The sequence below is a fragment of the Paenibacillus helianthi genome (genome assembly GCF_001909055.1).
GTDB lineage: Bacteria > Bacillota > Bacilli > Paenibacillales > Paenibacillaceae > Paenibacillus_AQ > Paenibacillus_AQ helianthi.
On record NZ_LVWI01000041.1, the window covers coordinates 85,497 to 111,512 of the forward strand.

Genomic DNA, 26,016 nt, shown 5'->3' on the forward strand with positions numbered 1-26,016 from the left:
TGCCTCCGTTCTCTATTCTCTATTCCTCTGTCATACCCCCGAGCAAGGTCTCCATTCCCACGCGTCCATATACCCCCAGGCACATGTGCGGAACTTCAATATTCAGGCTGGAATTGGTGTGAAAAGGTTTTTCCTTCCGGATGACCTCCTGCAGGATTTGCACTTTGTTCTGCAGAAGGCTCCGGCTGTATGCGGGAAGGATGACATGAACAGAAAAGTAGCTTGGCTCCGCCGCTCCAACCATCGTATTGATTCCCACACGTTGCGACTGGCCACAGCGGACAGGCTCTTCGAAATCACTGATGTGAATGGCAGCCTCTTCCCCCGCATACACCTGCAAGTATTTTGCGAGCCCATCCAGGGTTCCGCGTTTTTTGTAGAGCTGGACAATGCTGCCGATCAAATTACGGTTGACCGTACTGCGGGCGGCTGGAAGCGGCAAAATCTGCCGGGGGGAAAGCATTCTTTCCCGGTTATCCTGTTCTCCGTCATATTCGAGCCCTTCTTCCAGCTCCAGGCCCACCCAGCCTGCCAGCCAAGGAAGAAACTGGGAAGGTGCCCTGCCCGGGTCAAAATATTGATGCAAGTTATCCAGCAGCGCTTCAATTCCAAGTGACTCTTGACCTGCTGCGCCTGTTTTACCAGAGAGCATGGCTTCAAAGGCCTTCAGGAACCGGCCCAGAAAAAACTTCTCGTCGGATTCCCCCGCTTTCTGCTGGAATACTCTTGGAAGATACTGCACATAGCTGTAATCGTTCGGACTGCTCATGATTCCACCTCAACCTTCAGATCCTTCAGCTTAAATAATTGATACGGCAGCAGGTCAGGAGCGTCCAGCGTCACACTCGTCACATGATCGATTCCGGATAGGCCTTCTACAAGATGATACAAATCGGAGGCGTACAGTTTTCTTCCCGGAAGCCAGCCCAGGCCTTCCTCTCCTCCGCTTACCGGATCTAAAAAACGGGTAATGCTGTCGGTAACCGTGCTGCCGATGCTTTTGTCCATGGCTGAAACTACCATTTCGATCGCAACATCCCGGTAATCGGGCTCTACCACATGGACACGGGTGGTCAGCAGCTTGCGGGCATCCAGATAGGCTTTGACACTCTGCTTCATTGCCGTCATTTCTCTGAGCAGATCCTTCTGATTCGCTGTCTGCAGAACCAAGATTACTGAGACATGACCGAAAGCCTCTTTGTTCACGCCAGTGCCGTTCTCCATGTCCGTATTGATCAGACAGAGGATACGCACCGCTAGGTCAGGATATGTCTTCCGGATGCCTGGGATTTCCAGCAAGCCCTGTTCCGCCAAAAGCTGAAAATCCGCCGAAGTTACTGCTCTATAGCACTCTGAGAATTGCTTCACCCCGCGCCGTATCCCGCTTGTCAGCTCTTCTTCCTCAGTCAAGGTTACACCCAGCAGTTTGAGAAACTGCACTTGGCTTGCTTCTGTCACCTGGTCAATCCGGTAGAGAACCATTTCACTGAACCATGCAAACAGCTCAATCAGCGTAATGCCGGGATCCGAGGGGTTATAATTCGTCCAGTCCGGATCGTAGAGCGGAATCAGCGTTTTGGCATCCGCCACAAGCTCGTCAAAGCCCAGATCATCCAGACTCGGTACTGGAAGCGGCATAAGTCTTCTTCCTTTCTATGGTCAATTTACTGCTCCGCCGGAAAACAATAAGGGCAATGTACCGCTGACCCCGGAGCAGCAGCCCGTTCGGTCAGAAACTTCCGGTCCTCCTTGAGGATCGCCGCAAGCCTGCAATCTGCCGTTGTCCCGGTCAAATCATGCAATAGGCCCGTGTTCTTATCCAGAAGATATGAAAAGAGATGTTCCTCCGGCTTGTTGATCAGGTGTGTCCCTCCATAGATCAGCTCGTCTTCCTCAAGGAAGATATTCTCCGAGTGGATTCCACGGATCTTAAGCGGCGTAGTGTTGACATACTCATCGGCCCGGCTTAAAAAGACGATGTCCCCCCGCTCAAACACAGCGATTTTTACAAAAAACGAAGTTGCACCCGAAGCCAGACTGTTAAGAATATAGGTACGGACCGTCAAATCATCGGTGATATCAAATTCTAGGTCACTGCCCTCAGGATAGCTGCGCTCCAGCGGTTGTCCGTCCAGAGTCTGGCATTCCAGAATGTCACCGTCAATGGAGACAACGATCAGCTGTACCGGTTCATAGGTTCTGTAGCGGAGCCTGATCACCCCATTCTTCTTGAAGCCCTTAAGCACCAGCGATTTCACCCCACTTCCGGCCTCCACCTGCTCAGCAAGCGCGTACTGAATGGAATTATCGTCAGACCGGACCGCGCTGTATTTCGGGTAAGGGGCAAGAGGTTTATACGGTCCGTTCTCCAAGGGTTCAAGACTTACAGTGAAGCATTGCACTGAAGCTTTGATGACAATACCGGAAACATAATCAACGCCTGGCGTATTCTTAATCACAGCATAGACCTCGGAAATATAAAGGTTTTGGCCCAGCTCCCAGCCCTTATTCCCGTCCCCTCCATAGAGCGGATGAAAAAACTGCTTCAGGTTATCTATAATCCGGCCCTCCGCCACTTTACGCTGCTCTACCGAGGTAAAAGCAACTGCTGCCTTTACGCCGATCTGTACATAATCCGGGCCAATCACTGCGATACCCGGCACATTCGTGTCCAGCGTCGCTGAAGCTCTGTCACATAGATAGGCTTCAATCTCACTGAGCAATTCCTGGCTGGGAACCGGTTTCGGCTCGTCTGTATCCGGGACCACAATGATTGTGGCTGTGCCGGGAACGAACTCCAGGTCACGATTCATGGCGCTGAGACATTTTACCTTGGCAATCTGGGGCATGGCCTCGCGCACCAGCCACTCCATATCCTCTGCGGTAACGCCCCGGTCCCAGCTTTTCAGCGTATGCGGCCCGCGGATCTCAGCCTGATCCGCCTCCTCCTGGTCAAATCCGCCATCCGCCGCCACCGGATTGGTCACCGAATCCAGCCAGCTGAAGCTGTCCCATATCTTCGTTATTGCACCTGCCGCAACATTGCCGGCAGCCCCGCCTCCATGCTTGTAGTCGCACTGGATATTATCAATTCCGGTAGGCGGGATCATCCCATTCCTGCCGTCACCGAAAATAATTGCTCCGCTGCTTCTGTCCAGCATATAGTGCCTGCCGTCCGATGTAGACAAGGAGAAGGTGGCGACTTCCTCCCACAGCACCCATTCCCCTTGGCCCGAGGCCTCCCGGACGCGAAGACTCTGGCCTGGCAGAACAGGTGACTTCGACAACTGAAAGTTCTGGTTCTCTTCACCGTTGCTTGATCCCGGAATCTCGCCTACAACCGAATAAGAATTGCGGGCCCACACCGCATTAGAGGGGATAGCATCTACCTGGGGAAAGATCTCAAAGCGTCCTTCATCCAGCCGGGCGCGAATCCAATACTGCTCGGTTCCAAACAGCGCGCGTTTCTCGATATCCGATGGCACGGCAAACTGCAGAATCTCCCTGCGGGTGAAGCCCCGGATCTCGTCATTGACACTTAAGGTCAGCCATCTTCTGCCGTCCCAGTATTCCCAGGCCACAACCGGACGCCCGAGCTGTTCACCGGTTAACGGGAAAAAGAGCGAAACCGGAAGATTGCGGATGTCACGGTCAAAGCCCAGGTAGAATGTAGGTGCAAGCTCGGTACAGGGATAGAAGGGCTTGAAAAATTCCCCGGCCTTCAGGCATTCGGCTGTCTTGTCCTCAAAGCTGAAATTATTCTCTGTGAGCACTGTTTGCGGATGCGCCTCCAGCGTGTAGCTGTAGGCAATACCCAGTTTGCGGATCGAAGGTGGCGCATAAGTCGCTTGCGTAACCTTCAGCTGGGCTACGGTGATGCTTCCCTCTCCCAGCTTGACCGCTTCATCTTCGTATTCATATTTCGCTTCCTCACCATAATTGCCGCCGGTGATGCGGACACGAATCCAGTAGCCTTCCTCACCGTTCAGGGTCAGCGGTTTGATCCCGGGACACTGAAATCTCAGGGTTCCGCTTGCTGTAAGACTGGCTACACTTCCTTTGTTACCGATTTCAGCAGAAGCATCATTACCCGGAAGCTCTTCCAGGCTGCCGATCACGAGCCATTCCTTGCCATTCCAGTACTCCCAGCCCAGCCGCACGTATGAAGTATCCGGCAGCTTGCTGATCTCCGGATCAGACAGCTCAATCGTCAGCGTAATCTGTGCATTTGCTTTGGAGAAAGCTTCCCTGCAAGCGATGTAAAAGGTATCGTTCACTTTGGGCTTCTCCCCGAAAGGATAATAATCCTTGCCCATATCCAGCAGGTTGCCGTTGTGGACCGTCAAATCCGGAGTCAGCGGCAGTGGACTTGCTACATTCAGCTCCATACGGATGTCCTCGATATCCGGCATCAATGTAGAGGCTGTTATAGGTGTCTTCAGTTCGGCAAATATCCACTTATTGGACCATTTACGCCGAACTTCGGCTTGTTCATAGCCGGTAATCGTCTTCGCATGAACCCCGGACAGATGATTGAACCGGAACACAGCCCTCCATGCAGTATCCTCCAGGGTCCCGGACATCTCCGGATGGAGCTGAACAGTATTGCCCTCTTCATCGAAGCAGAACCAATCCATATTCAGCACCAGAGCTTCGGTCACACCTTGATTCTGCACAGCCATAGACAATGCCGCTTCCGGCTTGTTGAAGTACACAGACAAGCGGCTGCTCTCTTCCCCGAACCCCAGCAGCTCCGATTGTCCCAGATACAGCCTGTGGATTACCGTCGAATCACCTCTGAACAATTTGGCGCTTTGGCCGGAAGGCTCCTCTGAGAAGAGGTAATCCTGATTGCTCCACTGGTCCTCTTTTGGATCAAGGCTAACGGCTCTCACCAGCCGCGGCTGGATGACCGTCAGATCCTTTTCCGTTTCAAAAATAACCTCCGCCTGATTCTCAGGCTGTGCCGATACCTTGGTCCCTGCCGGAATCGTATTAATAGGGTCCGCATCGGGCTTTTGCTTGAACAGCAGCGGTACTTTGGCTGCTCTCGGCGGTGTAGGATGAATGCCGATCAGATTCAGAAAGGAGATGAAGTTTTTCTCGGGTGCCTTGTTCAGCCGGTCGATGACCTTACCCGTCATATTGGTAAAGATATGAACCAGAGCGTCCACCTTCTTGTCCGCTTCCAGCTCCGTCAAATCTGTCCATTCCCTGCTGCAGTATTGGTAGATTAAGCGTCTCAGCTCTGGAACCAGCTGTTCCTGATTCCGCTTGTCAATGGTAGGTACAATGTTTGTCATTATTTCCCCACGCTTTCAAGGAAGAATGGATAGACGAGATTATATTTGCTGTTGCTGGCCCTGATGGTATAGTCAATGGACACTTCCAGCTCAGACTGGTCGGAGCGCGGTGTGACTGTAATATCATCCACTTCGATCCGCGGCTCCCAGTTCAACAGTGCTTCTTCAATAAAACTTCTTAACAATGTGGCAGTGCTCATCGTGTTCGGCGCAAATACCAGCTCGTTCAGCCGGCAGCCAAAGTCCGGTCTCATTACCCGTTCGCCACGGGCGGTGGAAAGGATCAGAATGACCGATTCCCGGATGGAGTCTTCTCCCTCCGATGCGTTGATTCTGCCTCTTTGGACAGCGAAGGGATACTTCCAGCCCCGTCCCAAAAAATCTACGACTTCCATAACTCAGCCTCCTATTAAGACCGTTCCCGCCGCAACCACCTTGCCTACCGGCAGGTCGGCCGGATCATTGCACGTCAGCGCCGGATCACTGTTTCTGGCGGCCATTTTCCCGTTGATTTTTACTGTTGCGCTTCCGGCGATGATTTTCCCCTGATTTTTGGGAGGTTTTTGAAACGGGCCTCCCTGCGGGACATGTGCCGGTGTATTGGTTGCCGTGGAGTCCACTGTAGCTGCCGGCTGGCCCATAATCTTGACGTTCGTGCTGAGCGCACCGTCCAGAATCCCCGTAAACGGATGAGGCAGAGGTGTCGGTACAAGCGCAGCTCCGGCAGGAAGCATCACGATATGCGTATCGGTGGCCAGAATGCGGTCGCCTTTTTTCGCGGCAGGCTGTCCCATCATTTAGCCTCCTTATTAATTGATGTTGACCGTTGCCCCTTTGATCGTCATACTGGCCGCTGCTTTGACATCCATGCCCGCCGACGCTTCAATCTTGGTGTCCGCTGATGATTTCATTTCAATGGTTTTGGCGGAGAGGGACAGTTTGCCGCTCGGGGCGGAAATTTCAATATCCTGTCCCGACAGGACCGATATCTTATTGGCTTTGGTGTCAAGAACGATTTTGTTTTTTCCTGATTTATCCATGATCTGGATTTGCTCTGCGCCGCTTTTGTCATCCAGCCTGATTACATGACCTTTGGCGGAAGTGAGCGTAATGTTCTCTTTCCCCTCGGTATCGGCAAACTGCAGGATATGTCCGCTGCGTGACTTGAACATTCGGATATTATTCTTGCCGTCCTTGTTGGTCTCCGGCGGTGTATCCTTCCCGTTCCACAGAGAACCGATCACATAAGGGCGGTTAACATCCCCGTTCTCAAAGACCACCAGCACCTCATCGTCCACCTCAGGCAGGCAAAAAGCCCCCCGCTCCTTCCCGGCCATCCATGAGGCCATCCGGGCCCAGTTGGATTCCGGCATGCCCATCAGCGGGATCTTCACCTTCACCCGTCCAGGTCCCGGTTTATCCGCATGGTTCGCGGAGTCATTGTTAATCACAATCCCCACCATTACCCCGAAGAGCCGTCCTTCGCTGATGATGCTATCGACAAAACTGGTAATTCCGGGTCCCTCATTCATAGGCCAGTCCTCTTCACCTTAAAAGTCGTTGTATACCCCTTGCTGTCAATCTTATGAACCGTAGAGACAATATAGTAAATACCGCTGAAGCGGTCGCCCATGCCCATCAGCTTCACCGTCTGGCCGGACCGGAGCAGCGGATTCCCCCAGCACATCCCCTCCCCGGCAATGAAATCGCGCAGACGGCTGTTATAGGCGGCAGAAGCCAGTGTTTTGGCCTCGCTCATATCGAGCAAATTTTCAGCCATGATGGAGATTGGTGATTCCTGGATGGCTTTGGCGCTTATAGAGAACCCAGATTCGGTGCCGCCCATCTTGGTCGTCTCGTCTCCGGTTTTCGCTTCGGCTTCCAGCTCTTTTTTCTCCTTCACGTCCCAGCCCTTGACCTTCACCTTACTCCCCCGCGTAAGTGTCCGAAGCTCCAGGTTCAGTCGTTCAAAATCCTTCTTGAAGGTCATCTCGGGAAGCCCTGGAGCTTTCACAGACCGCGACTTGACAAAATACAGCTTTTTGTCGTCTACATAGAGCTCATAATCCAGCATGGCCGCCCGCTCCAGCAGAAACTCGTAGTTGCTCTGATTGTTCTGGAACAGGTAGGGATAGACGGTGCCCGTATCATCAACCACTGGGGTGAGGCCATGCTCCTTAGCGATTTCCGAGGCGATATCACTGAGCTTTTTCTTCGCAAACACTTTGCTTCTCGTCCCCATCCGCAGCCTGTGCAGCAGGTCATACCCGCGAATCTCCAGTACAGAGTGCTCCGAGAAATTCAGATCCAGCGAAGTAACCTCTCCGCTGATCAGCGGCTGGGGCTTGTCGAGACCAAGCGACAGCTTCACTTTGTCCCCCGGTTTGATGCTCTTCAGATCAGTTCCCCGCCACATCCCGCTGCCGGAATTGACCATATTCATCTGAATGGAAAATAAAGCCGGCAGATTGATCTCATCCTCCAGCGTAACTCCCTCGACCGCGGCAGTAAGCTCTGCGGACAGCTTGCTTCCATTCAGCTCTATCTTATAATTCACTACACTGGTGCCCATGCAACCCCCGCCTTAATCCGGGATGACCAAGGTCCTCCCGATATCGTTTTTTCCAGGAAAGCCGACGGGATTCACAATCCGGTTCAGCTCGGCAATCCTGCGCCATGCCAGCGGCTCCTTCAGCGCCTCATTCGCGATCAGGTCCAGCCGGTCACCGCTTTTAACCACCCATAGCTTACGGCAGGCATTCAGGCCCTGGCTGTCCTCCACGGTTTTGTCCGGCTCGTCCGTGATGAAGGTAACGTCAAGCAGAGAGCGGACCGGTGTGCCATTCTCCATGAACATCGTGAACTTCTGCTCAATTTTGCTGAGGAGGCCCCGGTAGGTGAAGCCGCCCCAGACGAACATGCATACCGGCGGCTTTTTCGTGCTTTTCCCGCTGACCTTGGGATCAAGCAGCGAGGTCAGCAGCCTGGTTTTCTTACGCACATCCGTGCGTTTTTCATATGTGTCATAGAATAAAGAAACCTTGAATTCCGGTGTCTCCGTGATTTGAAATTGCTTGTTGTTCTTCTCCCCGGTATATTTTCCTTCAAAGGAAACGGTGTACTCATTGGGGTTGAACATCACCTCAATGGCTCCGCCGCCCATATCCAGGGGGATAATCTTCGCCTTTTCCGCCATTATCTAAGCCCCCTCCGATCCTTGCGGATCGCCATTTTCTTCTCCAGCACCTGATAGACCCGTTCAGCCAGCTGATTCAGTTCCGCAGTGTCCATCTTTGCAGCAGGGGCTGCCGCCCTGGGGGATGGCTGAGCCTTAATCTGCTGGGAAGCCTGCTCCTGGGGCATCACCTCCTGCAGCGGCTGGACCGTCTCCTGCCCTGTAGCCTTAGGTGCTTCCTGCTTCCGCAGAATCAGGCTGGAATGTCTGCCTGCGGGCTGCTGCATCTCCTCTTGCGACGGAGAAGCAATGTAAGGCCAGCTACCGCGTCCGCTCCTCCGCTGCGCGGAAGGCACTGCGGGCTCCCCAGCCATATGGATTAAGCCGGGTATCGGATCATCTGCCGGGAGGCCCTTAGCGTTCCCTCGGCGTGCAGTGCTGCTGAGCAGGGTTGAAACCTGCCGCAGAGCTCCACCTTGGGGTTCTAATGGAGCGGCAAGAAGCAGAATGGGCTGGACGGCCAAGGGCTGCAGCCTGTTGAGAAGTGAAGCAGACTCCTGCGGCAGCGGATTCCGGGGAACCTGTCTGCTCTCCATTTTCTCCAGCACTGCCGCAATCCCTGGGCCTAAGCCCAGATGAATACCGGGGCTTGCGGAAGGGAGGAAATCCTGACTTGGCATGAAGATCCATGGAGAAGAGTTATGCTGTGCATTCGCAGCGGTCCCGCCAGAGCTGGAGACAACCTCTATGCTATTCTTTAGCACCCATGCAGGAGGTTGACCTGACTGCGCATCCCGATTAGCCGCCAGCTCCCGTTTCTGCGACCGATGACGCTGAGTGTTCAAGGCGTCAACAGCTTGGAATAAGGTGTGGGTCCGCAGCGTATGCAACTGTTGATGGACGGCCCGCAATGGCTGCGGGATATCGTCCTTGAGGAATTCATGCTGCCGGGATTTCCGGGCATGCGGCACAATCCCATCTTCCTGGTGCTGCTCTACCTGCTCTGTTCCGCCTGCCGGGGATTCCGGCACGGGTGACAGGTGCAACTGCCTTGTTTCAGCTGTTCTCTTCAGAGCCCGTGTATCTTGCGGGCTTATAGGTTCCGGTTCACTTTCAGCTAGCCCGATAGTTCGATATTCCGTTGTTACATGAATTACATCCCTGTTTTGTTGCTTGCTGACTCTCGCCTGTAAGGCATGGATGAGGTTCAGATTACCGGTCTTTCCGTGAAGCGTATTCTGTTCGCTACCCTGGTTTCCCGGATAGGAATCAGGAATGCCCTTTGCAGCTCCACTGCTGCCTGTACTGATCTGCAACTTTCGATTTGGAGATTGCTGCTGCAGCATAACCTGTGTCAGCGGATGGATGATTGACTGATGGATATGCGTGTGCTGAATCAGGCTCACCTGATGAATAACTGCACCTGCGGATTTCACCACCTCAGGCTCTGTGAACAGCAAAGGGAATTGCCGCAGGATCAGATTCTGAAACCGGCTCCGCCATCTGGTGATGCCATACTTCCCCAGAATGGACTGGACGAAATCCTGCCTTTTCTGATCAGATGTTACTGTATCCATTTACCGGTACCTGTACAGCCCGTTATGGGTCAGCACCAGACTTTCCACTGCCACTGCACTGCTGCTGGCGCTGAATGCCGGTCCTTCCCACTTGATGGGACAGGCTTCGATGAAGTTCCACCACACCTTTGGTGTGCCGGAATGATCCAGCAGGCAGATAGACCCGTTGCGGCGTTTCACGACTCCATTGATCACATTCTGATACCAGTTCCATAGAAATTCGTCGTTCGTGACCCCATTTTTCAGCGTCAGGTCGGAATATTTCGTCTGGCCGAGGAAGACAAATTCCTTGTGGTTCTCGCCTCCGAAGTTCTTCCGTTCCACCTGTGTCTCAATACTGAGGCCTGAGACATCGGAGAAACCGGCGACGGATATCCCGTCAATCTCCACGATGAAGTTATAGGCAAGATAGGGGTCCTCACGATAGCCGGGCACCCAATTGCTTTTTGCACCGATATTCAAAATATTCGCCTTCATGTTATCCTCCTAAGCCTCAAAGAAGTTCTTCTTCTCTTCCCCGCCACCCAGCTTTTGGTTGATTTTGCTGACTTCCCTGCACCAGCGGTCCCGTTCAGCGTGTTCGAGGTTCAGCACGGCTGGATAGTCCCAATGCAGATAGTAGGTTAGAAAGGCTACCTCCTCATAGAGGCGGTCAAGGGGGTAGCCGATTATTCCCCCGGCGGTTCCAGTTCAATCTCAAACGGCTGCTCGCATTTGGGGCATTTGGCATGTACGGTATTGGTGCCGTTCTGGTTAATCCGGTTATACATATCCTGTAGATAGGCAAAATCCGAAGTATACAATTCTTCAATCACTCGCGGCGTGATCATGCCAAGCCCGCCCAGGCTGGTTACCACTCTGGAGAGCAGGATGACCGTCAAATACGCCGGGTTGGACTGGACCCGGGAATCCCGGAGCGGCGTAATTTCATCTGCTGCGGTGGCCAGGCGCATCGTTCCCTGCTTATGGAGAGTGCCTGCCTCATCCACATAGCCCTTAGGCAATGTGAAGCTGAATTCGGTTTGCAAAAGTTCCAAGTGTTATCCCTCGCTTCAGAAAATTCTAGTTCCTTCACTTCGCCCGCATCCTCAGGCTGTGAATTTGATCCCTATACCGTCCATCTCATGTTTGGCGTATCGTATCAAATTCCTTGTGACGATGGGGAAAATGCAAAAAGCTATTTCACTCTGCGTACACCTTCATGAACCAGCTCCATGGATTCAACGGAAACTTCGTTCCCTTTGGCGCTGAGTGCACTGACATCATACTTGATCGGCCAGGCTTCGAGGATATCCCACTGCGCCTTGTCATTGCCTTCTTCATCCACCAGAATGATCGACAAACTCTTGCGGTTCTTCAGGGCACCCTTGTCTTCAATCGACTTGCGCCAGTTGTAGAGCTCCAGGGAGTCGGTCAGACCTTTTTTCAAGGTAATGTTGCCGAATTTGGTCAGCCCTGAAAGCTTGCGTGCATGCGGAGCATCAATGCCCTCACGGTAATCCACAGCCTCAGTAGAGGTATCTGGAATTGTCGCATCAGCGAATGCTGCAGTTTGAATACCATCAATCACGACGCGGAAGCGGTAATTGCGGTAGGGGTCCATTCTTTTGCCGGTTGCCATAGGATAAATCTCCTCTCAATCTCTTATTTGGATAGGGTTTTCTGGCTGACCCGAATGACTACGAATTCAGCAGGTTTGACCGGTGCCACACCGACCTCGATAATCAGCTGGCCGGCATCCCGTACAGCCGGAGGATTATTCTCCTCGTCCACTTTAACGAAAAAGGCCTCTTCCTGCGTAGTTCCGTACAAAGCGCCGTCTCTCCAGACCCGGGTCAGGAAGGCTGTCAGGTTGCGTTTCACCTTGCCCCAGAGGCTTGGATCATTCGGTTCAAACACCACCCATTGGCTGCCCTCGTCAAGCGATTCCTCAATGTACATCATCAGCCGCCGGACGTTGACATAATTCCATTCGGAATCGGAGGACAGGGTTCTGGCCCCCCATACACAGATGCCTTCCGGCAGGGAACGGATCACGTTGATGCCTTCCGGGTTGAGCAGCTCCTGCTCTGCTTTGGTGATGATCTTCTCAATGCCCACAACCGTATCCAGATAGCCATCTGTAGTTCCGGCTGGTGCTTTATGAACACCTCGAACAGAATCCACATAAGCATAGGTTCCGGCAATCGCGCCTGACGGCGGTACGAGCTTTTGCTTGCCTGTGAGCGGATCGTTAATGTAGACCCAAGGATAATACAGGGCACCATAGGAGGTGTTGAACGAATTACCTGAATAGTTGCCTGCGCCTTCCTTGAAATCCTTGACCTGCATCGGGGTCAGTCCATGTGGAGGGTCAACAATGAAGATGCAGTCTTTTCGCAGCTTGCAATAATTGAGCATGTCCAGGATCGTGCCCCGGCTGTAGGCCATATCCGCAAGGTCTGGAGCAGCCACAATATTGATGCCGTCAATGGTGTCAAAGGCGTGAATCCCGGCCCGTCTAACCGAATCTCCCAGGAAATCAATCGGAGACATCCCGTTCACACCACCGCTGAGCGACAAGGCCGTTTCATTAAAGGCCGGAGTTTTCTCCATGTTCTCCAGGATGGTCAGATCGACCAGCGGCTTCACTTTTACAAAAGCAGAAACCTCGTTGACCTTCTCCACGAAATTGATCAGCAGCATATTGTCGAAGATTTCGACGATTTTGCCGGCTTCATCTTCCCCGTTGTATTCATCATTAAAATCACTGTCTTCCAAATATTGCACGACCATTTTGAAACCGAATTGCTGCTTATTGGAGGACTGGCTGACCTTGACCGAAATCCGGTTGCCCCATACCCCTTCCGAGCGTGCTACTACCTTGAACAGATCCAGGTTATCGGTGTCTCTGATCGCAAGGGAGGCAGGCTGAATATCTGTAGGTGCCGCTCTTACCACATAGCAGGAGGTACCGCCTTCAGCGAAAAAATTATACACGGCATAAGCCAAATAGCCATTCGGAATAAACTGGCCGAATTCGTTGACGAATTGGCTCCAGTTCGTGACCAGCACTGCTTTGCCGATCACGCCCTTCTCTGAAATCCCTACAAAAGCCCCTACAGATGTGCCTACGCCGGCAATCGGTTTGACACCGCTTGAGACTTCCTCTACATACACACCTGGCGATAAATAATTTGCCATCTCTTACCCTCCTAAAAGTTTTGTTAGCCTATACTCCTGAGCGATCGCTTCGACAAAACTCGCTTTGAAAGCATACGCCAAAGTTTTGTTAGCCTATACTCCTGTTGAGCATGTGCTGGATTTTGCGGAAAATCCGCTTTTCCGGTTGACTTGCAACGGGTTCCCTCCATGAATCACTCCTTTCAAAGAAGAAGCCTGGACCTGTCTATTTAAATGGGGTGAATGCCCAGATCCTTTACCTGTACCCGAGGAATCGTAATCGACTTATCCGCAGGCAGCCTTACCGGAGATACCAGATAAGACAGGCTTACCTTGGCAGGCTTGCCGGGAAAAACCTCCCACAGCTGCTTGATATCCTGAATCGTCAGATTGTTGTACGAAATCCGGATCTTGTCATTACCGCAGGCGGCGAGGTTTCCCCTGAGGTCTGTGCCGCTGAGCACCGGGTGCTCATGGAACAGCTGAAAAATTCTGCCCAGTATGAGCTGCTCCGTTTCTCTGTCCTTGGCATACGGGGTGAGCAGATAATATAAATCGAGGTAAGCGGGCGGATAATTGAACTGGTTCGTGCCGCTGATCTCTTCCTTCTCACTGTTGCGCATGCTCGGACTGTGGCTCAAATAATATAGACACATCGAGAGCTTCATTGTGGAGCTGTCGATGTCGCTTGGGGAGCCAAAGCTGATGAAGCTGTCATCGTTCAGCTCAGGCACATGTGCCTTAAGCAGTGCTTTCAGACTGGTGCTGACATCTCTAATTACTGTACCGGTATCCACAGCCATGCTTATTTCACCTCGATCAGTTTGTGATACGGAGCATAATCGGATTGCAAAAAGGTTTTGCCCAGCTTGAGATATTCCCGCTTCGCTGCCAGCATGATCTGCTTCATCCCGATTGCACAGCCCTCGTGCGCAGCATAAAAGGCAGCGTTGAAGGCAATGTTCTTGATATTGCCTCCGGCAAGAATGAACTTCTCCGCCATGAAATCGTAATCCATATCCGGATCAAGCGGCGCTCCCACCGGGAACATGCCCCGCCAGATCTGCGCACGCTGATTTTTTTCCGGGAAAGGAAATTCCAGCTTGAAATGCAGCCTGCGCGCAAAGGCATCATCCAGGTTCTGATTCAAATTGGTAGCCAGGATCACGATCCCGGTATACTCCTCCATCTTCTGCAGCAGATAGCTGATCTCCACATTCGCATACCGGTCATGGGCATCCTTGACTTCTGAACGCTTGCCGAACAAGGCATCCGCTTCATCAAAAAAGAGAATGGCATTGGAGGTCTCTGCCTCATCAAAAATCCGCGACAGATTCTTCTCTGTCTCCCCGATGTACTTGCTCACAATCTGCGAGACATCGATTTTGTAGATTTCCAGGTTCAGCTCAGTGGCGATCACCTCAGCTGCCATCGTCTTCCCGGAGCCCGGCGGGCCGGAAAACAGAATGTTGAGCCCTCTGCCCAGGGACAGCCGTCCCGCGAAGCCCCACTCCCCATAGACAAGCGAGCGGTACTTCACCTGGTGGCAAATTTCCCGCAGCTGGCTTAGCTGTTCGCCAGGAAGCACCAGCATGTCCCAGGTATACATGGCCCGGATCTTCGTTGCCAGCGCCTGGATTTTGCGGCTGGACTGGAAGTAACAAGCCTCGTACAGATCTTTGGCGCTTACCTCAGCCCCGCTGGAACCGTTCCATACGGCGATATTCTCGCCGCCGTTCAGCGCGGCCCGGATCTGTCCGGAAGTGAATCGGAAGCTGCCGCTGAAATCCGCCAGCTCGATCTTCGGAGACAGCCTGTAGTCCTGCCCAAAGTTCGTCCAAGCCTGCTTGCGGACCGCCGCGTCCGGAAAGGGGAATTCGATCTGCATGAAATTCAGTTGAAACCCGGTTAAGCTTATACCCCACTCTGCTTCTCCAAGGATAAAAGTCAGAGGTGCATAAGTATCGAGCATTTCCACTAGAAGCCGGATCTTCACGCGGTAACGGTCGTCTTCGGTCACCATGCTGTCGAAGCCTGTGAAGCAAAGAGCCGCATGTTCCAGGAGCGCATGCCGTCCAAGCAGCCTCAGCATTTCGCTGAAATCCACCTCTGGAAGCAGCAGCTTGTCCATATCGGCAACCAGCACAGTTAATCCCAGCTTGCTGCAGACACCTCGAATGCCGCTAAGCTTCCCGGCTTCATCTGGACCACTGCAGTACAGGAGACTGCCGGCCCTGCGTTCCTCGCCGCTGCTGTAATGCTTCACAAACCGCAGCAGGTTCTGCTCCAGCTCTTCAGGGAATCCTGTCCGCTGCGGAATGACCAGAGTGTCCAGGCTTGCTGCCTTCGTCAACCGCTCGTCCAGCACCTCATAACCGAGCAACAGGTTCACCGCCCAATCCTCCAGCTTCAACGGTCTGGCGATCAGCGGTGTGCGGCTGTCAGCGAATTCGCCTTTTCGTTCCAGCAGAAATTTCATTAAAGGGGCATGGGCATCGAACAGCAATCGGGCCGCAACCCTCTCCTCCTCTGACCCGGTAAACAACCCCAGGACAAACTCAACTGAAGGGCGCTTGTCCGTCATATCATTCTGTAAAAAGGCGTAGATCCGTTCATACTTGCGGTCCAGTTCAGCTGCCAGACATGCGATAACGATGTTTACCTCTAGAGAAGACAGGTTAAGCGTAGAAGCCACCTGCGGGAGGATCAGCCGGACCTCTTGCCCATGACTGGCCCTCAGTCTGGAAGCGATACGTTGCTCTAACTGATTAATCTTCGCTGTTAGCAGATTTGTGTCGTCTTCATCCGTGGACTGGACATCCAGCAAATAGTGGATCTCTTCGTCCATTTGAGACAACCCGGAGTCCAGTTGGGGCGCTTCCAGCATCCTGAGTTTGAGCCGAAGCTCCAGCCGCTGCAATTCCTCTGCCAGATACTCGTGGTTGGAGCTGTAGGGTGGGGCAGCCTCATTGTCCTCCGGTTCGGGAATGGCTTCGGAAGCAAGAGTACAATCGGGTGCCGGATTAAGAGCAGGTGCAGCTTCTCGTTCCCTACACTCGGCTTCCCGTGTTTCCTGACGAAAGGTTCTGGCCAATTTTTTGAATTTCATCGCCTGTTTCTGTCCTCACTCTATATTTTCTCGTTCATATATAAAGTAAGTTTGGGGAGGGGAATTACAACTGGGTGGGGAGGAAATTTTGGAAGAGTATGCGAAATACTAATTGACTTTCGTAAAAGCCTCGTGATACATTGTGCATACACGGAATACACAATTTTCGAGGAGGTAGAGTATGCTGGCATTAGATATTAGAAATTTAAATAAAAAATATCCCCATTTTCAGATCAAAGATGTATCTTTTCAATTGGAGCAGGGTTATATTATGGGTTTTATCGGGGTCAACGGCGCGGGAAAAACGACCACGATCAAATCGATCTTGAACATGGTTCAAGTCGATAGTGGCGAAATATGCATTTTGGGCAAGAACATCGCTGAACACGAAATCGAATTGAAGCAGGAAATCGGATGCGCCTTCGGTGATATTGATTTCTATACCCGCAGCAAGCTCAAAACGCTGACCAATGCTACAAAGAAGTTCTATAAGAATTGGAACGATGAAGCCTACTACAACTATCTGAAGAGATTCAAATTGGATGAAAACAAAAAAATAGCAGAGCTGTCTACAGGCATGAAAGTAAAGTACAACTTAGCCCTTGCTTTATCGCATGGCGCCAAGCTGCTCATCCTAGATGAACCGACCAGCGGACTCGATCCTGTCTCAAGAGACGATCTGCTGGATATCTTTCAGGAACTCGTTATTGGCGGCGAGATTAGCATTCTTTTCTCTACTCATATTACATCCGACTTGGAGCGGTGTGCGGATTTTATAACCTACATTGAACACGGGCAAATCATTGCCAGTTCCGAGAAAAACGAGTTTAAGGAGTCCTACCGTTTACTCAGTGGCAGCGAAGCCCAATTGGGCGAAGTGAAGGAACATTTGATTTCCTACAAAATCAACTCTTTCGGCTTTACCGGATTGATTCATGCCAAAGACATTCATCCACTCTCCAACCTAAGGGGAACCACGCCGAGCCTCGATGAAATCATGATCTACTTCGCGAAAAAAAAGGAGGATGTATATGTATAATTTGGTGATGAAAGATTTGAAATTAGGAGTAAACCCTTGGTTCTTCGTATTACCTTTAATTATTGGCTGCTTAATGCTTATTCCCGGCTGGGTCTACTTTATCGTACCGCTATATTTCTGCTTCATAACGATACCGAATATGTTTAGCGGATTTAAAAGCCAGAATGATTTGATGTTTAGTACGATGATGCCTGTGACCAAAACAGACATCGTGAAGTCCAGGATAACCGTTATTGTCATTCTTGAACTCATGCATCTTCTCGTTGCAATGATCTTCAGTATATTTACTTTTCGTTTGTATCCTGATCTGACTTACATTTTCTATCCGCCGCATATGGGTTTTTGGGGATTATGTTTCATCATGCTGGCGATCTTCAACATCGTATTTATATCTATGTACTACAAGACAGCGTATAAGTATGGCGCGGCAACGACCGCATCCACTACGGCCGCTATACTATTTGCCGGAGTTGCCCAATGGGCCGGAATCCAAAGTCCTTGGGTAAACGACATTTTCTATGGCTCCGGAACGGATAATATCGCGCTTCAACTATCCATTCTGATGGCGGGCCTCGTAATTTTCATTGCATTCACCCTGATTGCCTATCGGATTGCGGTAAAGAGATTCCAAAGAGTGGAGATAATATGAACGTAACGATTTCGAATACTTCCGAGAAACCGATTTATCAGCAGCTTTACGAACAGATCAGCGCACAAATCCTGAAAGGCGAGCTAGAAAGCGGCTATTGTCTACCACCCATTCGTCAGGCAGCCCTGGAGCTTCATGTTAGTGTCATTACCGTTAAGAAAGCTTGGGAGGAACTTGAGCGGAGCGGTTTGATCAATACGGTAACAGGTAAAGGATGTTTCGTAGCCGAATTCTCGCCCGACGAGATGCTGCGGATACGTAACGAAATGGTCCTAAAGCAAATGGAGGGCGATACATCCTACTACAAGTCCTTTGGCCTCACCCTTGATGAAGTGATTGGGCTGCTGAATAAGATTTATTAGCAGCCCCATACAGACGGATATGCTTACCCTTGCGCTCCAGCTTGAACCGCTTGAACTTAAAGTCCACCAGACCCTGGAGCTTTTTGGCCCCCTTCATGAGCCCCTTTTGCAGGCTCTTGATCACGATTTTGCCGCCCCGGATAATCATACTGCCGCTTTTGGATGCGAGCTTGGCTCCAGATTTCAACAGGCTCTTGATGCCCTTGACTCCTGCGCCCGCTACGTTCTTCGCACCTTTGGCCGCAGCTCCAACGTCTTTCTTCACGGCTTGTCCGGCTTTGTTCAGCCCTTTGCCGATCGCCTTGAAGCCAAGCTCCATCGCCAGCTCCACAAGTCTAATCCATAAGATTCAACCTATCACTCTCCATCCATTTTACAGTATTTTTTAAAATTGATAATCAAAAATGGAAGTAAATAAAGGCCAACTCTGGTTATAAGGTAGCGTCAAGAAGTTTGTGTAAGAAAGCAAAAAGTAGCCTGCGGTGAGCTTCTCGTCCGCTTGTGGCTGACCGGTGTCCTGCGTATGCTCCGCTGCTCCGCCTTCTGCCGCTCCTGCCCCCATAGGCTTGGAGATGTCTACTCCGAGCAGATATTCCCACATTTTGCCTTCCAAATGACTGAGCGAACGCTTCGCCGCCTTGCCGAGCGCCCCAATCCGGGCATGCACATCCAGAAACGTAGCAATGAGCAGGTTGCCCAGGGTTGAGATTAACTTGGTATAGAAGTTCTGTATCGCAGCCAGCGCCTGATCCACCTTGGCGGCCAGGAAGTCCATGACCTGTGTGACTTTGGTTTTGAGCTTCTCTGCCAGCTGGTTGACGGCCTTCACGGCCTTATTGACGACTCCGTCAATTTTGCTGCATATTTTGGCAGCGATGCCCGGGAATTTGGCAAACACCACGGAGACCGTAAGCGTCAAATAACTCACACTTTGACACCAAGAAGAGGGCTGTTTGAGGCTTCATAACAACTGTGTGAGAGAGGGGATTTTTGAGGAGAGTTACTATTTAGGAATAAGTCAAAAAACAAAACACCCGGGTGCGTTTACACCCGGGTGGGGCTAACTGGTTAGCCTTGACCTATTCAGATTTCACCACCTCCCTATTAGGAAATATTCAGGAGGACTAGCAAATAAACAAAAAATACGAGGTTCTGTTCCATGTAGAGGGTCGCTACGGATGACACACCAGATTCGCCTGGGTAGGAGATCCAGAGAATGCTGGAAGTCCATTACCCTGAGTCGAAACGGTGGAAATACCTCCCCTAAAGCATTGAAACGGTGGAAATCACTGAGATTGAACTCAGTATAATGACAATTTATTGCCTCAACCGCCTCTTTTAAGGAACCACTTAGCAGGCACGTGGCAAGCTAGAGTTTTGAAGACTGAAACCCCATCTGTTCAAAGCACTAGTTTTTCTTCCCAGTTCGCTTTAGCATCACTGAGTCTATTGAATAAAAAATCATAGAAAATGAACCATAATTATTCCTTCATCAGAATTCTTTTTATTAAAATCTCCTTAACTTTTCGTAATTCAATTTGTATCCCTCAAAGTGAGGTTACACAAAACCTTGACATATCCTAAGGCTAAAGAACAATATCTTGAAGACCTATTTCTACTACTTCTTCATTTTCAACACTAATACCCAATCCATGTTCTCGTTCCCATGTACAATCACATAATATTCCTACTCGTCTAATACCATCTTCGAAATCATATCTTATTAGCAAACTTGTAGGCGTAACAAGTTTCCCCAACTCGTCTAGTGATGAAATCTTTGGAGCAATTTTTTCAAGTTCTTCACTATTACTTTGCATTGCTCGATAATCTTCACAATTATCTAAATAATACTCAAGAATCTTATCTTCGCTCTCCTTTACTATGTCAGGCATTTTTGCTTTGAATTGAGAAAAAGCGTCCCGTTGGTTCGGCGTAATTTCCTCATTCTCTTCACCATAGATATTCAAAAGTATTTTTTGATTTTCTCCAAACATGGTTATCTCAGTTGTACCGATCCACAAATCTTCATATACAATTTCTCCAAACAACTCATCCTTTTCCATTTTCAGAGTATCGTCCTTTCTCATTTAACTTCACTTACTCCACCAAGGTGACCAAATTTAGAATTAATACTACTTGGAATCAATTGTATGGTTTTCCCATCATTAAGTTCATGCCAAGTGTACTTGTTTTGTGTTCTCCATTTTGCCACTTCAGCCTTTGTCCACTGCTTCTCTGGTGTTGACCACTGCTCTGCGAGCAATTCGTCAGCTTTTGAAAAATTAGAAGTTCTTGAACCAGACATACCCGTAATCTCAAATTCCGCCTTAGAAAACGGAGATAAATCTGGTACTGCATTCTTATATTCTACACCTTGAACGCCAGCATCATTAAAATATGGTTTTACTTCGGGACTATCGGAAATAAAAGTTGATTCACCTCTTTCACCAGTCCATTTACCATTACTTACGGGAGTTTGATTCAACCTTTCTTTATAAGTGCTCTTCAAAGGTGTTACATCATAACCTTTTGTTACTTTAGGAATTTTATCCGTTCCCTTAACGCTATTAAAATCAATCTTACTTTTATCTCCATCTGCACCTTTTGAGATTTCTGCTCTCTTATTAGGCTCTATGTTATTAAGCTTACTATATTCCGCATCGCTAAGCTTGATCGGTTTCTTGCCATCGAGTTCTAGTTTCTTTAATTCCTTTTCGAGATTCTGCTCCTTGATGTCCCGAAGTTCTCCATCCATCAGCAGCACCCAAGGATTAACCTCGCCATATAGACGGATATGCTTGCCCATGCGCTCCAGCTTGAACCGCTTGAACTTGAACTTCTGCAGAATCCGGTCCACCAGACCCCGGAGCTTTTTGGCCCCCTTCATAAGCCCCTTTTGCAGGCTCTTGATCACGATTTTGCCATTGCGTATAATCATACTTCCGCTCTTGAATGCAAGCTTGGCTCCGGGAAAAATACAAAACTAAGCCACTCTATGTGAGTTACGCAAGAGTGGCTTAGTTATTACAACATATGGTCTGTTATTTTAAAGTACTCGATGTCCATAAAAATACTTAGACCCGATTTCCCATTCCATTTTTGAAATTATATCAACATACCGGTAGACATCTCCAAGCTGATCAACATCAACGATTGTATCATATTGAACAGGACATTTTACTCCGCTCCAAATTGAGAGTAATGATGGAATTACATTGGTTTGAATAGGAATTGTATTATTTAAAGATATAACTGATTTCTCAATAATCTTTTTAGCTAGAGATCCGGGAAAAGCCGGATCTCCATAGTAATAGTAGTTATCCAGTTCTACCTTTTTAATATAATCAAGATAAAAATTTCCGATCTCCTCGACAGGTGCTTCCTCGGTTAGTTCATCTGAATAATTAAGAAAAATATCCAATGAATTTCTAATCGTTCCTTCTACGTTTGTATCCTCCCATTCCTCTAGCATTGCCAGCAGATAAGGAACGGCATCATAAGATAAAGTATACAAAGCACTTGCTGCAAAAGTATCAGCATTGTATTCTGATAAGTCCGAAAGAAACAGCAAATTTCCACTATTCAATAGATCTTTATGCGACGCTACCGAACAAAACAACCGAATGCACAAGTTCATTATGTTTTCGTCTTTGGTAGTATTCATAATTTGTAACATCTTTTCCTTAACTGTAAAATCACCTAATTTCAATAAATCAATTATTAACAACATGTTATCATGTTCTGTCGTTGCTTGTTTTAGAGAATTCCTCAAAGAAGCGATGTCATCACTGGAATTTTTTTCTCCATACCAATTGCTCTTTATCAAATTGCTAGATTGGCCCATTTTCTAGTCTCCTATTTTATTATCTCAAACCGGAATCTCTTTGCCACTTTAAGACTTTATTCTGAAAAACCGTAGCTTCAGTATGGTTAGGATTGTTTCCAAAAAGATAGATTCCACTTTCTGTCTGATGAACCTTTAATATTTTCGCCTTTTCTTTACCTAATCCTTTTTCATGATAGAAATCTAGATCCAGGTCAGAAAGTTCTTTTTTCTTAATCGTTGATTCACCAGTAAATTGGATGTTGTCTTGAATATTTTCTCCGCCAAAAGCCAATCCTTGTCTGTGATGTCCTTTTTCAAGGTCACCACTACTCACCAAAGAGTTGTACTCTTCTCGTGCGACTTTCAAATCATTCTTTTTTACGATTATCGATTCGTCTGGATTTGGGAACCAATCTGGATTTTCTTTATATCTTTTAACTGCTTCGTCATAATGAGGTCCATAAACTTCTTTACCTTTCAGGACCTTTTCACTAATTTCACTAGTCGGTTTCTTCCCAGCAAGTTCAAGCTCTTTATATTGCTTCTCATCGACGTCCTTCATCGTCCCGTCAACCAGCAGCACCCAAGGATTAACCTCGCCATACAGACGGATATGCTTACCCTTGCGCTCAAGCTTGAACCGCTTGAACTTAAACTTCTGCAGAATCCGGTCCACCAGACCCTGGAGCTTTTTGGCCCCCTTCATGAGCCCCTTTTGCAGGCTCTTGATCACGATTTTGCCATTGCGTATGATCATGCTGCCGCTCTTGGAAGCGAGCTTGGCTCCGGTTTTCAGCAAGCTCTTGATGCCCTTGACTCCTGCACCCGCTAAGGTCTTCGCACCAGTGGCCGCAGCTCCAACGCCTTTCTTCACGGCTTGTCCGGCTTTGTTCAGCCCTTTGCCGATCGCTTTGAAGCCAAGCTCCATCGCCAGCTCCACGAGTCCCATGGCCAGTGCGGTTGCCAGCGCAATGGCGGCCGGCTCGATCATCTTCTGCCAGCCTTGGCTCAGATAGGTGCCGATGTAGCCCGAAGCTTGGACAATAGTCTGGGCGACGGATTTAATCGCATCTGCTTGCAGATACACCGTGATCAGGTTGATGATCATCGGGAGTGCAGCGGTAATAGCCCCGCCTGTGATGATCTCCGCAGCCACCACGCCAACCAAGATGCCTGTAATGGCAGCCAAAAGCTTCAATCCATTATTCTTCATCCATTTTATTACATATGATTTAATCTGGTCAAACAGCATTTTCGCATTGCCCGCACGAAGTTTCGCGCCATCGGCTATTTTGTCGCCCAGGCTTTGATCTGCTTTTCCGGTATCGAATTCCGCCATGATGCTGTCCATGGTGGCCGGATCGCGGCTGCCTGACACCTGCTTGCTCTCCCCGTCCTTGAGGTTTGCTTCCTGCACCAGTGCCGGGTCCATCTCACCCGCTTCGACCGACTCCATTTCGATGTCGTCTGCGGTGAGCTTCTCGTCCGCTTGAGGCTGACCGGTGTCCTGCGTATGCTCTGCTGCTCCGCCTTCTGCCGTCCCTGCTCCCATCGGCTTGGAGATGTCTACTCCGAGCAGATACTCCCACATCTTGCCTTCCAAATGGCTGAGCGAACGCTTCGCCGCCTTGCCGAGCGCACCAATCCGTGCGAGCACATCGAGAAATGTAGCAATGAGCAGGTTGCCCAGGGTTGAGATTAACTGGGTGTAGAAGTTCTGCACCGCAGCCAGCGCCTGATCCACCTTGGCGGCCAGGAAGTCCATGACCTGTGTGACTTTGGTTTTGAGCTTCTGCGCCAGCTGGTTGACGGCCTTCACGGCCTTGTTGACGACACCGTCAATTTTACTGCATATTTTGGCGGCGATGCCCGGGAATTTGGCAAACACCACGGAGACCAGTTTTTTGAGCAGCGTACCCAGGCCTTTGATCAGGGTGGTGATCAGTTTGCGGCCCAGTTCGATAATGCCCAGCACGGCTTGTTTGGCTTTTTCAAAAATGAACTTCACCGCTTTGCGAAGGCCTTCGAAAATGAAGTTGACGGCCTTCTTAACGACCTCAACCACCGCTTCGAGCTTGTCCTTCACCCAGCCGAGGAAGCCGCCTTTCTTTTCTTCCTTGGCCTTTTCCTCTACATGTTTGCCGTCCGCATCCTTCTTGGCTTTGCTGTAGGCTTGGGTGGCTTCCCGTTCCGCTTCGGTCTGCTTTTTCTGCGCTTCGCGTTCTTTTTCGGTCCGGATGCTGTTGATCTCGCCCTTTTTCTGCTGCGCGGCCGCTCCTGCCTGTCCGGCATAGTCGGCTTCGGCTGCATCCAGCTCGTTTTTCCATTCGCCGCGCAGGTTGTCGACTTCCGCCTTGGCCCCGGCCTGCTGGCTGAGTTGCTTGTTCTTGGCATCGGCTTCCGCCTGCTGGATTTGCGCGTGGCTGTCTGCTTTGGAGATCAGCACCTTGTTGTCGAACTTTGCTTTTTCCTTGCTATATTCAGCCTGCTTCGCGCCAAGCTGCTTCTTCATTTCTGGAGCAAGGCTGCGATTGAGCCCGGCAGTCATGTCCGCAGGCACTCCCAGTGCGGGCAGTTTTTTGGCTCCGGGTGCATTTCCGCCTTGCAGCTCTGCGGAAGCCTTCAGCGTAGAACCGTCCGGTTCGGGATAGATGTCATTCTCACCAAACGGAGTGTGGATCTGGCCTATCTCCGCCTGCTTGGCTGCTCCTACCTGCTGGGAGGCCTCCTGATTGAAGCCTTCGAGCTGGGATGGATCTGCCTCGCCAGTCATGCTGATGCCTGGCGGCTGAGCCACAGCGGAACGGATTTCGCCCAACATAGCTTCAGGGTTACCGTCCGGGCTGGAAGATCTGATGTTCATTCGCTCCAGGTTCCCCGTAGCTGCGGTCCCACCGGTACGCTCACTCTTATACCCCTCCGGTGTGGAGTGTTTTAGTGGCGCTGGCTTTTTCCGGGCTTGAAAGACTTTGCCTTTCAGTCCCGTCGGTGCAGGAATTAGCGGAAGCCCCTGCCGGGTCTTCTGCTTCTGCTTAGCAAAAGCCTCTGCGGAACCATCCACCGCCTGGGCATAGGCGTCTCCCATCTCTGTCGGCTGAATCCGGGTCAGCTGATCGAGGATTTGCCCCGGATCTTCGCCGTGGATGTTCACCTTCTTGGCCTTGGCGGGTGCTTCCTTATCCTCTCCTGCTAAAGCCCCTAGAGCATCTCCGAGTGAAGGTTCCTTCGCTGCTCCCTTTTGCGCGGGTTCCCCTTGGGCTTCCTTCGCTTCCTTTCCCGACTGCGATTCCACATCTGCCTTGGAATCTTTGCCTTCCTTTGAATCTTTGCCTTCCTTGGTGTCCTTAGCGTCCTTGGCGTCCTTGGCGTCCTTGCCGTCCTTGGCGTCCTTGGTGTCCTTAGCTTCCACCGGCTGTTCTTTCCCAGTCTCGTTAGCCTTCGAACCCGTTGCTTCGCCTTCGGCTGGCTGCGGAGCGGCTGCCTCCTCTTTCCCGTCCAGTTGCCCTCCATCTGCTGTTCCCTTGTTCTCTTCAGTAGCGGAAGGAAAACTCTTCGCCCGGGGTTTGCCCCACTTTTTGAATGCAAAGTTGCCCTTTGTCTTATTGCCGGACTGTTCATTCTGCTGCGCCTTCGGTTCAGTCTGAACGCTGACTTGTTGTACCTCGCTTTGTACCCGTTCCAGTTTCTGCTCTTGAGGTTGCTTCTGCTCACTTACTGACGGCTCCTTGGTGGCTGACGGTGTCTCTTGAACAGGTGCCGCAAGAGCAGGCTCCTGTTCAACCTGGGAATCCCCCGCAATCCCCTCCCCTTGCTC

The 26,016-nt window shown here is 50.5% G+C and carries 25 protein-coding genes; 3 read left to right on the plus strand and 22 right to left on the minus strand.

The annotated features are described in order from the left end of the window. Positions 1–19: 19 nt before the first annotated feature. The 16 genes from A3844_RS15225 to A3844_RS15300 form a co-directional block, all read right to left on the minus strand. A complete protein-coding gene (locus A3844_RS15225; protein ID WP_074102510.1) occupies positions 20–769 on the minus strand; it encodes a phage tail protein in 750 nt (249 codons plus the stop codon). Beyond that, positions 766–1,638, minus strand: a complete 873-nt coding sequence (locus A3844_RS15230) for a baseplate J/gp47 family protein (RefSeq protein WP_074107823.1) — start codon at positions 1,636–1,638, stop codon at positions 766–768. The genes A3844_RS15225 and A3844_RS15230 overlap by 4 nt, the downstream gene beginning before the upstream one ends. Positions 1,639–1,664: 26 nt before the next feature. Continuing rightward, positions 1,665–5,303 (minus strand): putative baseplate assembly protein, encoded by a 3,639-nt coding sequence (locus tag A3844_RS15235; RefSeq protein WP_074107824.1) that lies wholly within the window; start codon positions 5,301–5,303, stop codon positions 1,665–1,667. Continuing rightward, positions 5,303–5,698, minus strand: coding sequence for a GPW/gp25 family protein (locus A3844_RS15240; RefSeq protein ID WP_074087870.1), 396 nt, complete (start codon positions 5,696–5,698; stop codon positions 5,303–5,305). The genes A3844_RS15235 and A3844_RS15240 overlap by 1 nt, the downstream gene beginning before the upstream one ends. Positions 5,699–5,701: 3 nt before the next feature. Then, entirely contained in the window at positions 5,702–6,100 is a 399-nt protein-coding gene (locus tag A3844_RS15245; protein ID WP_244169779.1) for a PAAR domain-containing protein, read from the minus strand. Positions 6,101–6,112: 12 nt separating this feature from the next. Continuing rightward, positions 6,113–6,835, minus strand: a complete 723-nt coding sequence (locus A3844_RS15250; protein ID WP_074107825.1) for a phage baseplate assembly protein V — start codon at positions 6,833–6,835, stop codon at positions 6,113–6,115. Continuing rightward, entirely contained in the window at positions 6,832–7,875 is a 1,044-nt protein-coding gene (locus tag A3844_RS15255) for a phage late control D family protein (RefSeq protein ID WP_074107826.1), read from the minus strand. Before A3844_RS15255 ends, A3844_RS15250 begins: the two co-directional genes overlap by 4 nt. 12 nt (positions 7,876–7,887) lie before the next feature. Then, a complete protein-coding gene (locus A3844_RS15260) occupies positions 7,888–8,499 on the minus strand; it encodes a CIS tube protein (RefSeq protein WP_074087865.1) in 612 nt (203 codons plus the stop codon). Then, a complete protein-coding gene (locus A3844_RS15265) occupies positions 8,499–10,055 on the minus strand; it encodes a hypothetical protein (protein ID WP_074107827.1) in 1,557 nt (518 codons plus the stop codon). The genes A3844_RS15260 and A3844_RS15265 overlap by 1 nt, the downstream gene beginning before the upstream one ends. Beyond that, positions 10,056–10,532 (minus strand): phage tail protein, encoded by a 477-nt coding sequence (locus tag A3844_RS15270; protein WP_074087863.1) that lies wholly within the window; start codon positions 10,530–10,532, stop codon positions 10,056–10,058. A gap of 9 nt (positions 10,533–10,541) precedes the next feature. Continuing rightward, the gene (locus A3844_RS33905; protein ID WP_074087862.1) at positions 10,542–10,727 is read right to left on the minus strand and encodes a DUF6760 family protein; all 186 of its coding nucleotides are present in this window, start codon (positions 10,725–10,727) and stop codon (positions 10,542–10,544) included. Continuing rightward, complete coding sequence (locus tag A3844_RS15280; RefSeq protein WP_074087861.1) at positions 10,724–11,092, minus strand: hypothetical protein; 369 nt, start codon at positions 11,090–11,092, stop codon at positions 10,724–10,726. The genes A3844_RS33905 and A3844_RS15280 overlap by 4 nt, the downstream gene beginning before the upstream one ends. Positions 11,093–11,232: 140 nt before the next feature. Beyond that, on the minus strand, positions 11,233–11,676 hold the full coding sequence (locus A3844_RS15285; protein WP_074087859.1) for a phage tail protein: 444 nt from the start codon (positions 11,674–11,676) through the stop codon (positions 11,233–11,235). A gap of 23 nt (positions 11,677–11,699) precedes the next feature. Further along, positions 11,700–13,238: a phage tail sheath family protein gene (locus A3844_RS15290; RefSeq protein ID WP_074087857.1), complete on the minus strand. Its 1,539-nt coding sequence runs from the start codon at positions 13,236–13,238 to the stop codon at positions 11,700–11,702. 209 nt (positions 13,239–13,447) lie between these two features. Further along, positions 13,448–14,020 carry a Pvc16 family protein gene (locus tag A3844_RS15295; RefSeq protein WP_074087855.1) on the minus strand — a complete coding sequence of 191 codons (573 nt, stop codon included), beginning with the start codon at positions 14,018–14,020 and terminating at the stop codon, positions 13,448–13,450. 2 nt (positions 14,021–14,022) lie between these two features. Continuing rightward, a complete protein-coding gene (locus tag A3844_RS15300; RefSeq protein ID WP_083606863.1) occupies positions 14,023–16,326 on the minus strand; it encodes an ATP-binding protein in 2,304 nt (767 codons plus the stop codon). Positions 16,327–16,507: 181 nt separating this feature from the next. Between A3844_RS15300 and A3844_RS15305 the strand changes: the two genes are divergently transcribed. From A3844_RS15305 to A3844_RS15315, 3 genes are read left to right on the plus strand one after another with little or no spacing between them, the layout of a single operon-like run. Further along, positions 16,508–17,365 carry an ABC transporter ATP-binding protein gene (locus A3844_RS15305; RefSeq protein WP_074107828.1) on the plus strand — a complete coding sequence of 286 codons (858 nt, stop codon included), beginning with the start codon at positions 16,508–16,510 and terminating at the stop codon, positions 17,363–17,365. After that, positions 17,358–18,014 carry an ABC-2 transporter permease gene (locus A3844_RS15310; protein WP_074107829.1) on the plus strand — a complete coding sequence of 219 codons (657 nt, stop codon included), beginning with the start codon at positions 17,358–17,360 and terminating at the stop codon, positions 18,012–18,014. Before A3844_RS15305 ends, A3844_RS15310 begins: the two co-directional genes overlap by 8 nt. Continuing rightward, positions 18,011–18,376 (plus strand): GntR family transcriptional regulator, encoded by a 366-nt coding sequence (locus A3844_RS15315; protein WP_074102518.1) that lies wholly within the window; start codon positions 18,011–18,013, stop codon positions 18,374–18,376. Before A3844_RS15310 ends, A3844_RS15315 begins: the two co-directional genes overlap by 4 nt. Here A3844_RS15315 and A3844_RS15320 read toward each other — a convergent pair. From A3844_RS15320 to A3844_RS15345, 6 genes are all read right to left on the minus strand, one after another. Then, on the minus strand, positions 18,333–18,707 hold the full coding sequence (locus A3844_RS15320) for a hypothetical protein (RefSeq protein ID WP_074107830.1): 375 nt from the start codon (positions 18,705–18,707) through the stop codon (positions 18,333–18,335). The genes A3844_RS15315 and A3844_RS15320 overlap by 44 nt on opposite strands. A 54-nt stretch (positions 18,708–18,761) precedes the next feature. Further along, positions 18,762–19,304, minus strand: a complete 543-nt coding sequence (locus A3844_RS15325) for a hypothetical protein (RefSeq protein WP_244169780.1) — start codon at positions 19,302–19,304, stop codon at positions 18,762–18,764. Between the two features lie 658 nt (positions 19,305–19,962). After that, on the minus strand, positions 19,963–20,439 hold the full coding sequence (locus A3844_RS15330) for a DUF6985 domain-containing protein (protein WP_083606867.1): 477 nt from the start codon (positions 20,437–20,439) through the stop codon (positions 19,963–19,965). Positions 20,440–20,459: 20 nt separating this feature from the next. Then, entirely contained in the window at positions 20,460–21,314 is an 855-nt protein-coding gene (locus A3844_RS33465; RefSeq protein WP_083606864.1) for an HNH endonuclease, read from the minus strand. A gap of 108 nt (positions 21,315–21,422) precedes the next feature. Further along, entirely contained in the window at positions 21,423–22,220 is a 798-nt protein-coding gene (gene imm47 / locus A3844_RS15340; RefSeq protein ID WP_074087017.1) for an Imm47 family immunity protein, read from the minus strand. Positions 22,221–22,239: 19 nt separating this feature from the next. Then, on the minus strand, positions 22,240–26,016 hold a 3,777-nt coding region (locus A3844_RS15345), incomplete at its 5' end, for a hypothetical protein (protein WP_244169781.1).

Coding starts and splice junctions, on each gene's coding strand:
- A3844_RS15225 (WP_074102510.1), bottom strand. CDS start 769: ATGAGCAGTCCGAACGATTACAGCTATGTGCAGTATCTTCCAAGAGTA.
- A3844_RS15230 (WP_074107823.1), bottom strand. CDS start 1,638: ATGCCGCTTCCAGTACCGAGTCTGGATGATCTGGGCTTTGACGAGCTT.
- A3844_RS15235 (WP_074107824.1), bottom strand. CDS start 5,303: ATGACAAACATTGTACCTACCATTGACAAGCGGAATCAGGAACAGCTG.
- A3844_RS15240 (WP_074087870.1), bottom strand. CDS start 5,698: ATGGAAGTCGTAGATTTTTTGGGACGGGGCTGGAAGTATCCCTTCGCT.
- A3844_RS15245 (WP_244169779.1), bottom strand. CDS start 6,100: ATGATGGGACAGCCTGCCGCGAAAAAAGGCGACCGCATTCTGGCCACC.
- A3844_RS15250 (WP_074107825.1), bottom strand. CDS start 6,835: ATGAATGAGGGACCCGGAATTACCAGTTTTGTCGATAGCATCATCAGC.
- A3844_RS15255 (WP_074107826.1), bottom strand. CDS start 7,875: ATGGGCACCAGTGTAGTGAATTATAAGATAGAGCTGAATGGAAGCAAG.
- A3844_RS15260 (WP_074087865.1), bottom strand. CDS start 8,499: ATGGCGGAAAAGGCGAAGATTATCCCCCTGGATATGGGCGGCGGAGCC.
- A3844_RS15265 (WP_074107827.1), bottom strand. CDS start 10,055: ATGGATACAGTAACATCTGATCAGAAAAGGCAGGATTTCGTCCAGTCC.
- A3844_RS15270 (WP_074087863.1), bottom strand. CDS start 10,532: ATGAAGGCGAATATTTTGAATATCGGTGCAAAAAGCAATTGGGTGCCC.
- A3844_RS15285 (WP_074087859.1), bottom strand. CDS start 11,676: ATGGCAACCGGCAAAAGAATGGACCCCTACCGCAATTACCGCTTCCGC.
- A3844_RS15290 (WP_074087857.1), bottom strand. CDS start 13,238: ATGGCAAATTATTTATCGCCAGGTGTGTATGTAGAGGAAGTCTCAAGC.
- A3844_RS15295 (WP_074087855.1), bottom strand. CDS start 14,020: ATGGCTGTGGATACCGGTACAGTAATTAGAGATGTCAGCACCAGTCTG.
- A3844_RS15300 (WP_083606863.1), bottom strand. CDS start 16,326: ATGAAATTCAAAAAATTGGCCAGAACCTTTCGTCAGGAAACACGGGAA.
- A3844_RS15305 (WP_074107828.1), top strand. CDS start 16,508: ATGCTGGCATTAGATATTAGAAATTTAAATAAAAAATATCCCCATTTT.
- A3844_RS15310 (WP_074107829.1), top strand. CDS start 17,358: ATGTATAATTTGGTGATGAAAGATTTGAAATTAGGAGTAAACCCTTGG.
- A3844_RS15315 (WP_074102518.1), top strand. CDS start 18,011: ATGAACGTAACGATTTCGAATACTTCCGAGAAACCGATTTATCAGCAG.
- A3844_RS15330 (WP_083606867.1), bottom strand. CDS start 20,439: ATGGAAAAGGATGAGTTGTTTGGAGAAATTGTATATGAAGATTTGTGG.
- A3844_RS33465 (WP_083606864.1), bottom strand. CDS start 21,314: ATGATTATACGCAATGGCAAAATCGTGATCAAGAGCCTGCAAAAGGGG.
- imm47 (WP_074087017.1), bottom strand. CDS start 22,220: ATGGGCCAATCTAGCAATTTGATAAAGAGCAATTGGTATGGAGAAAAA.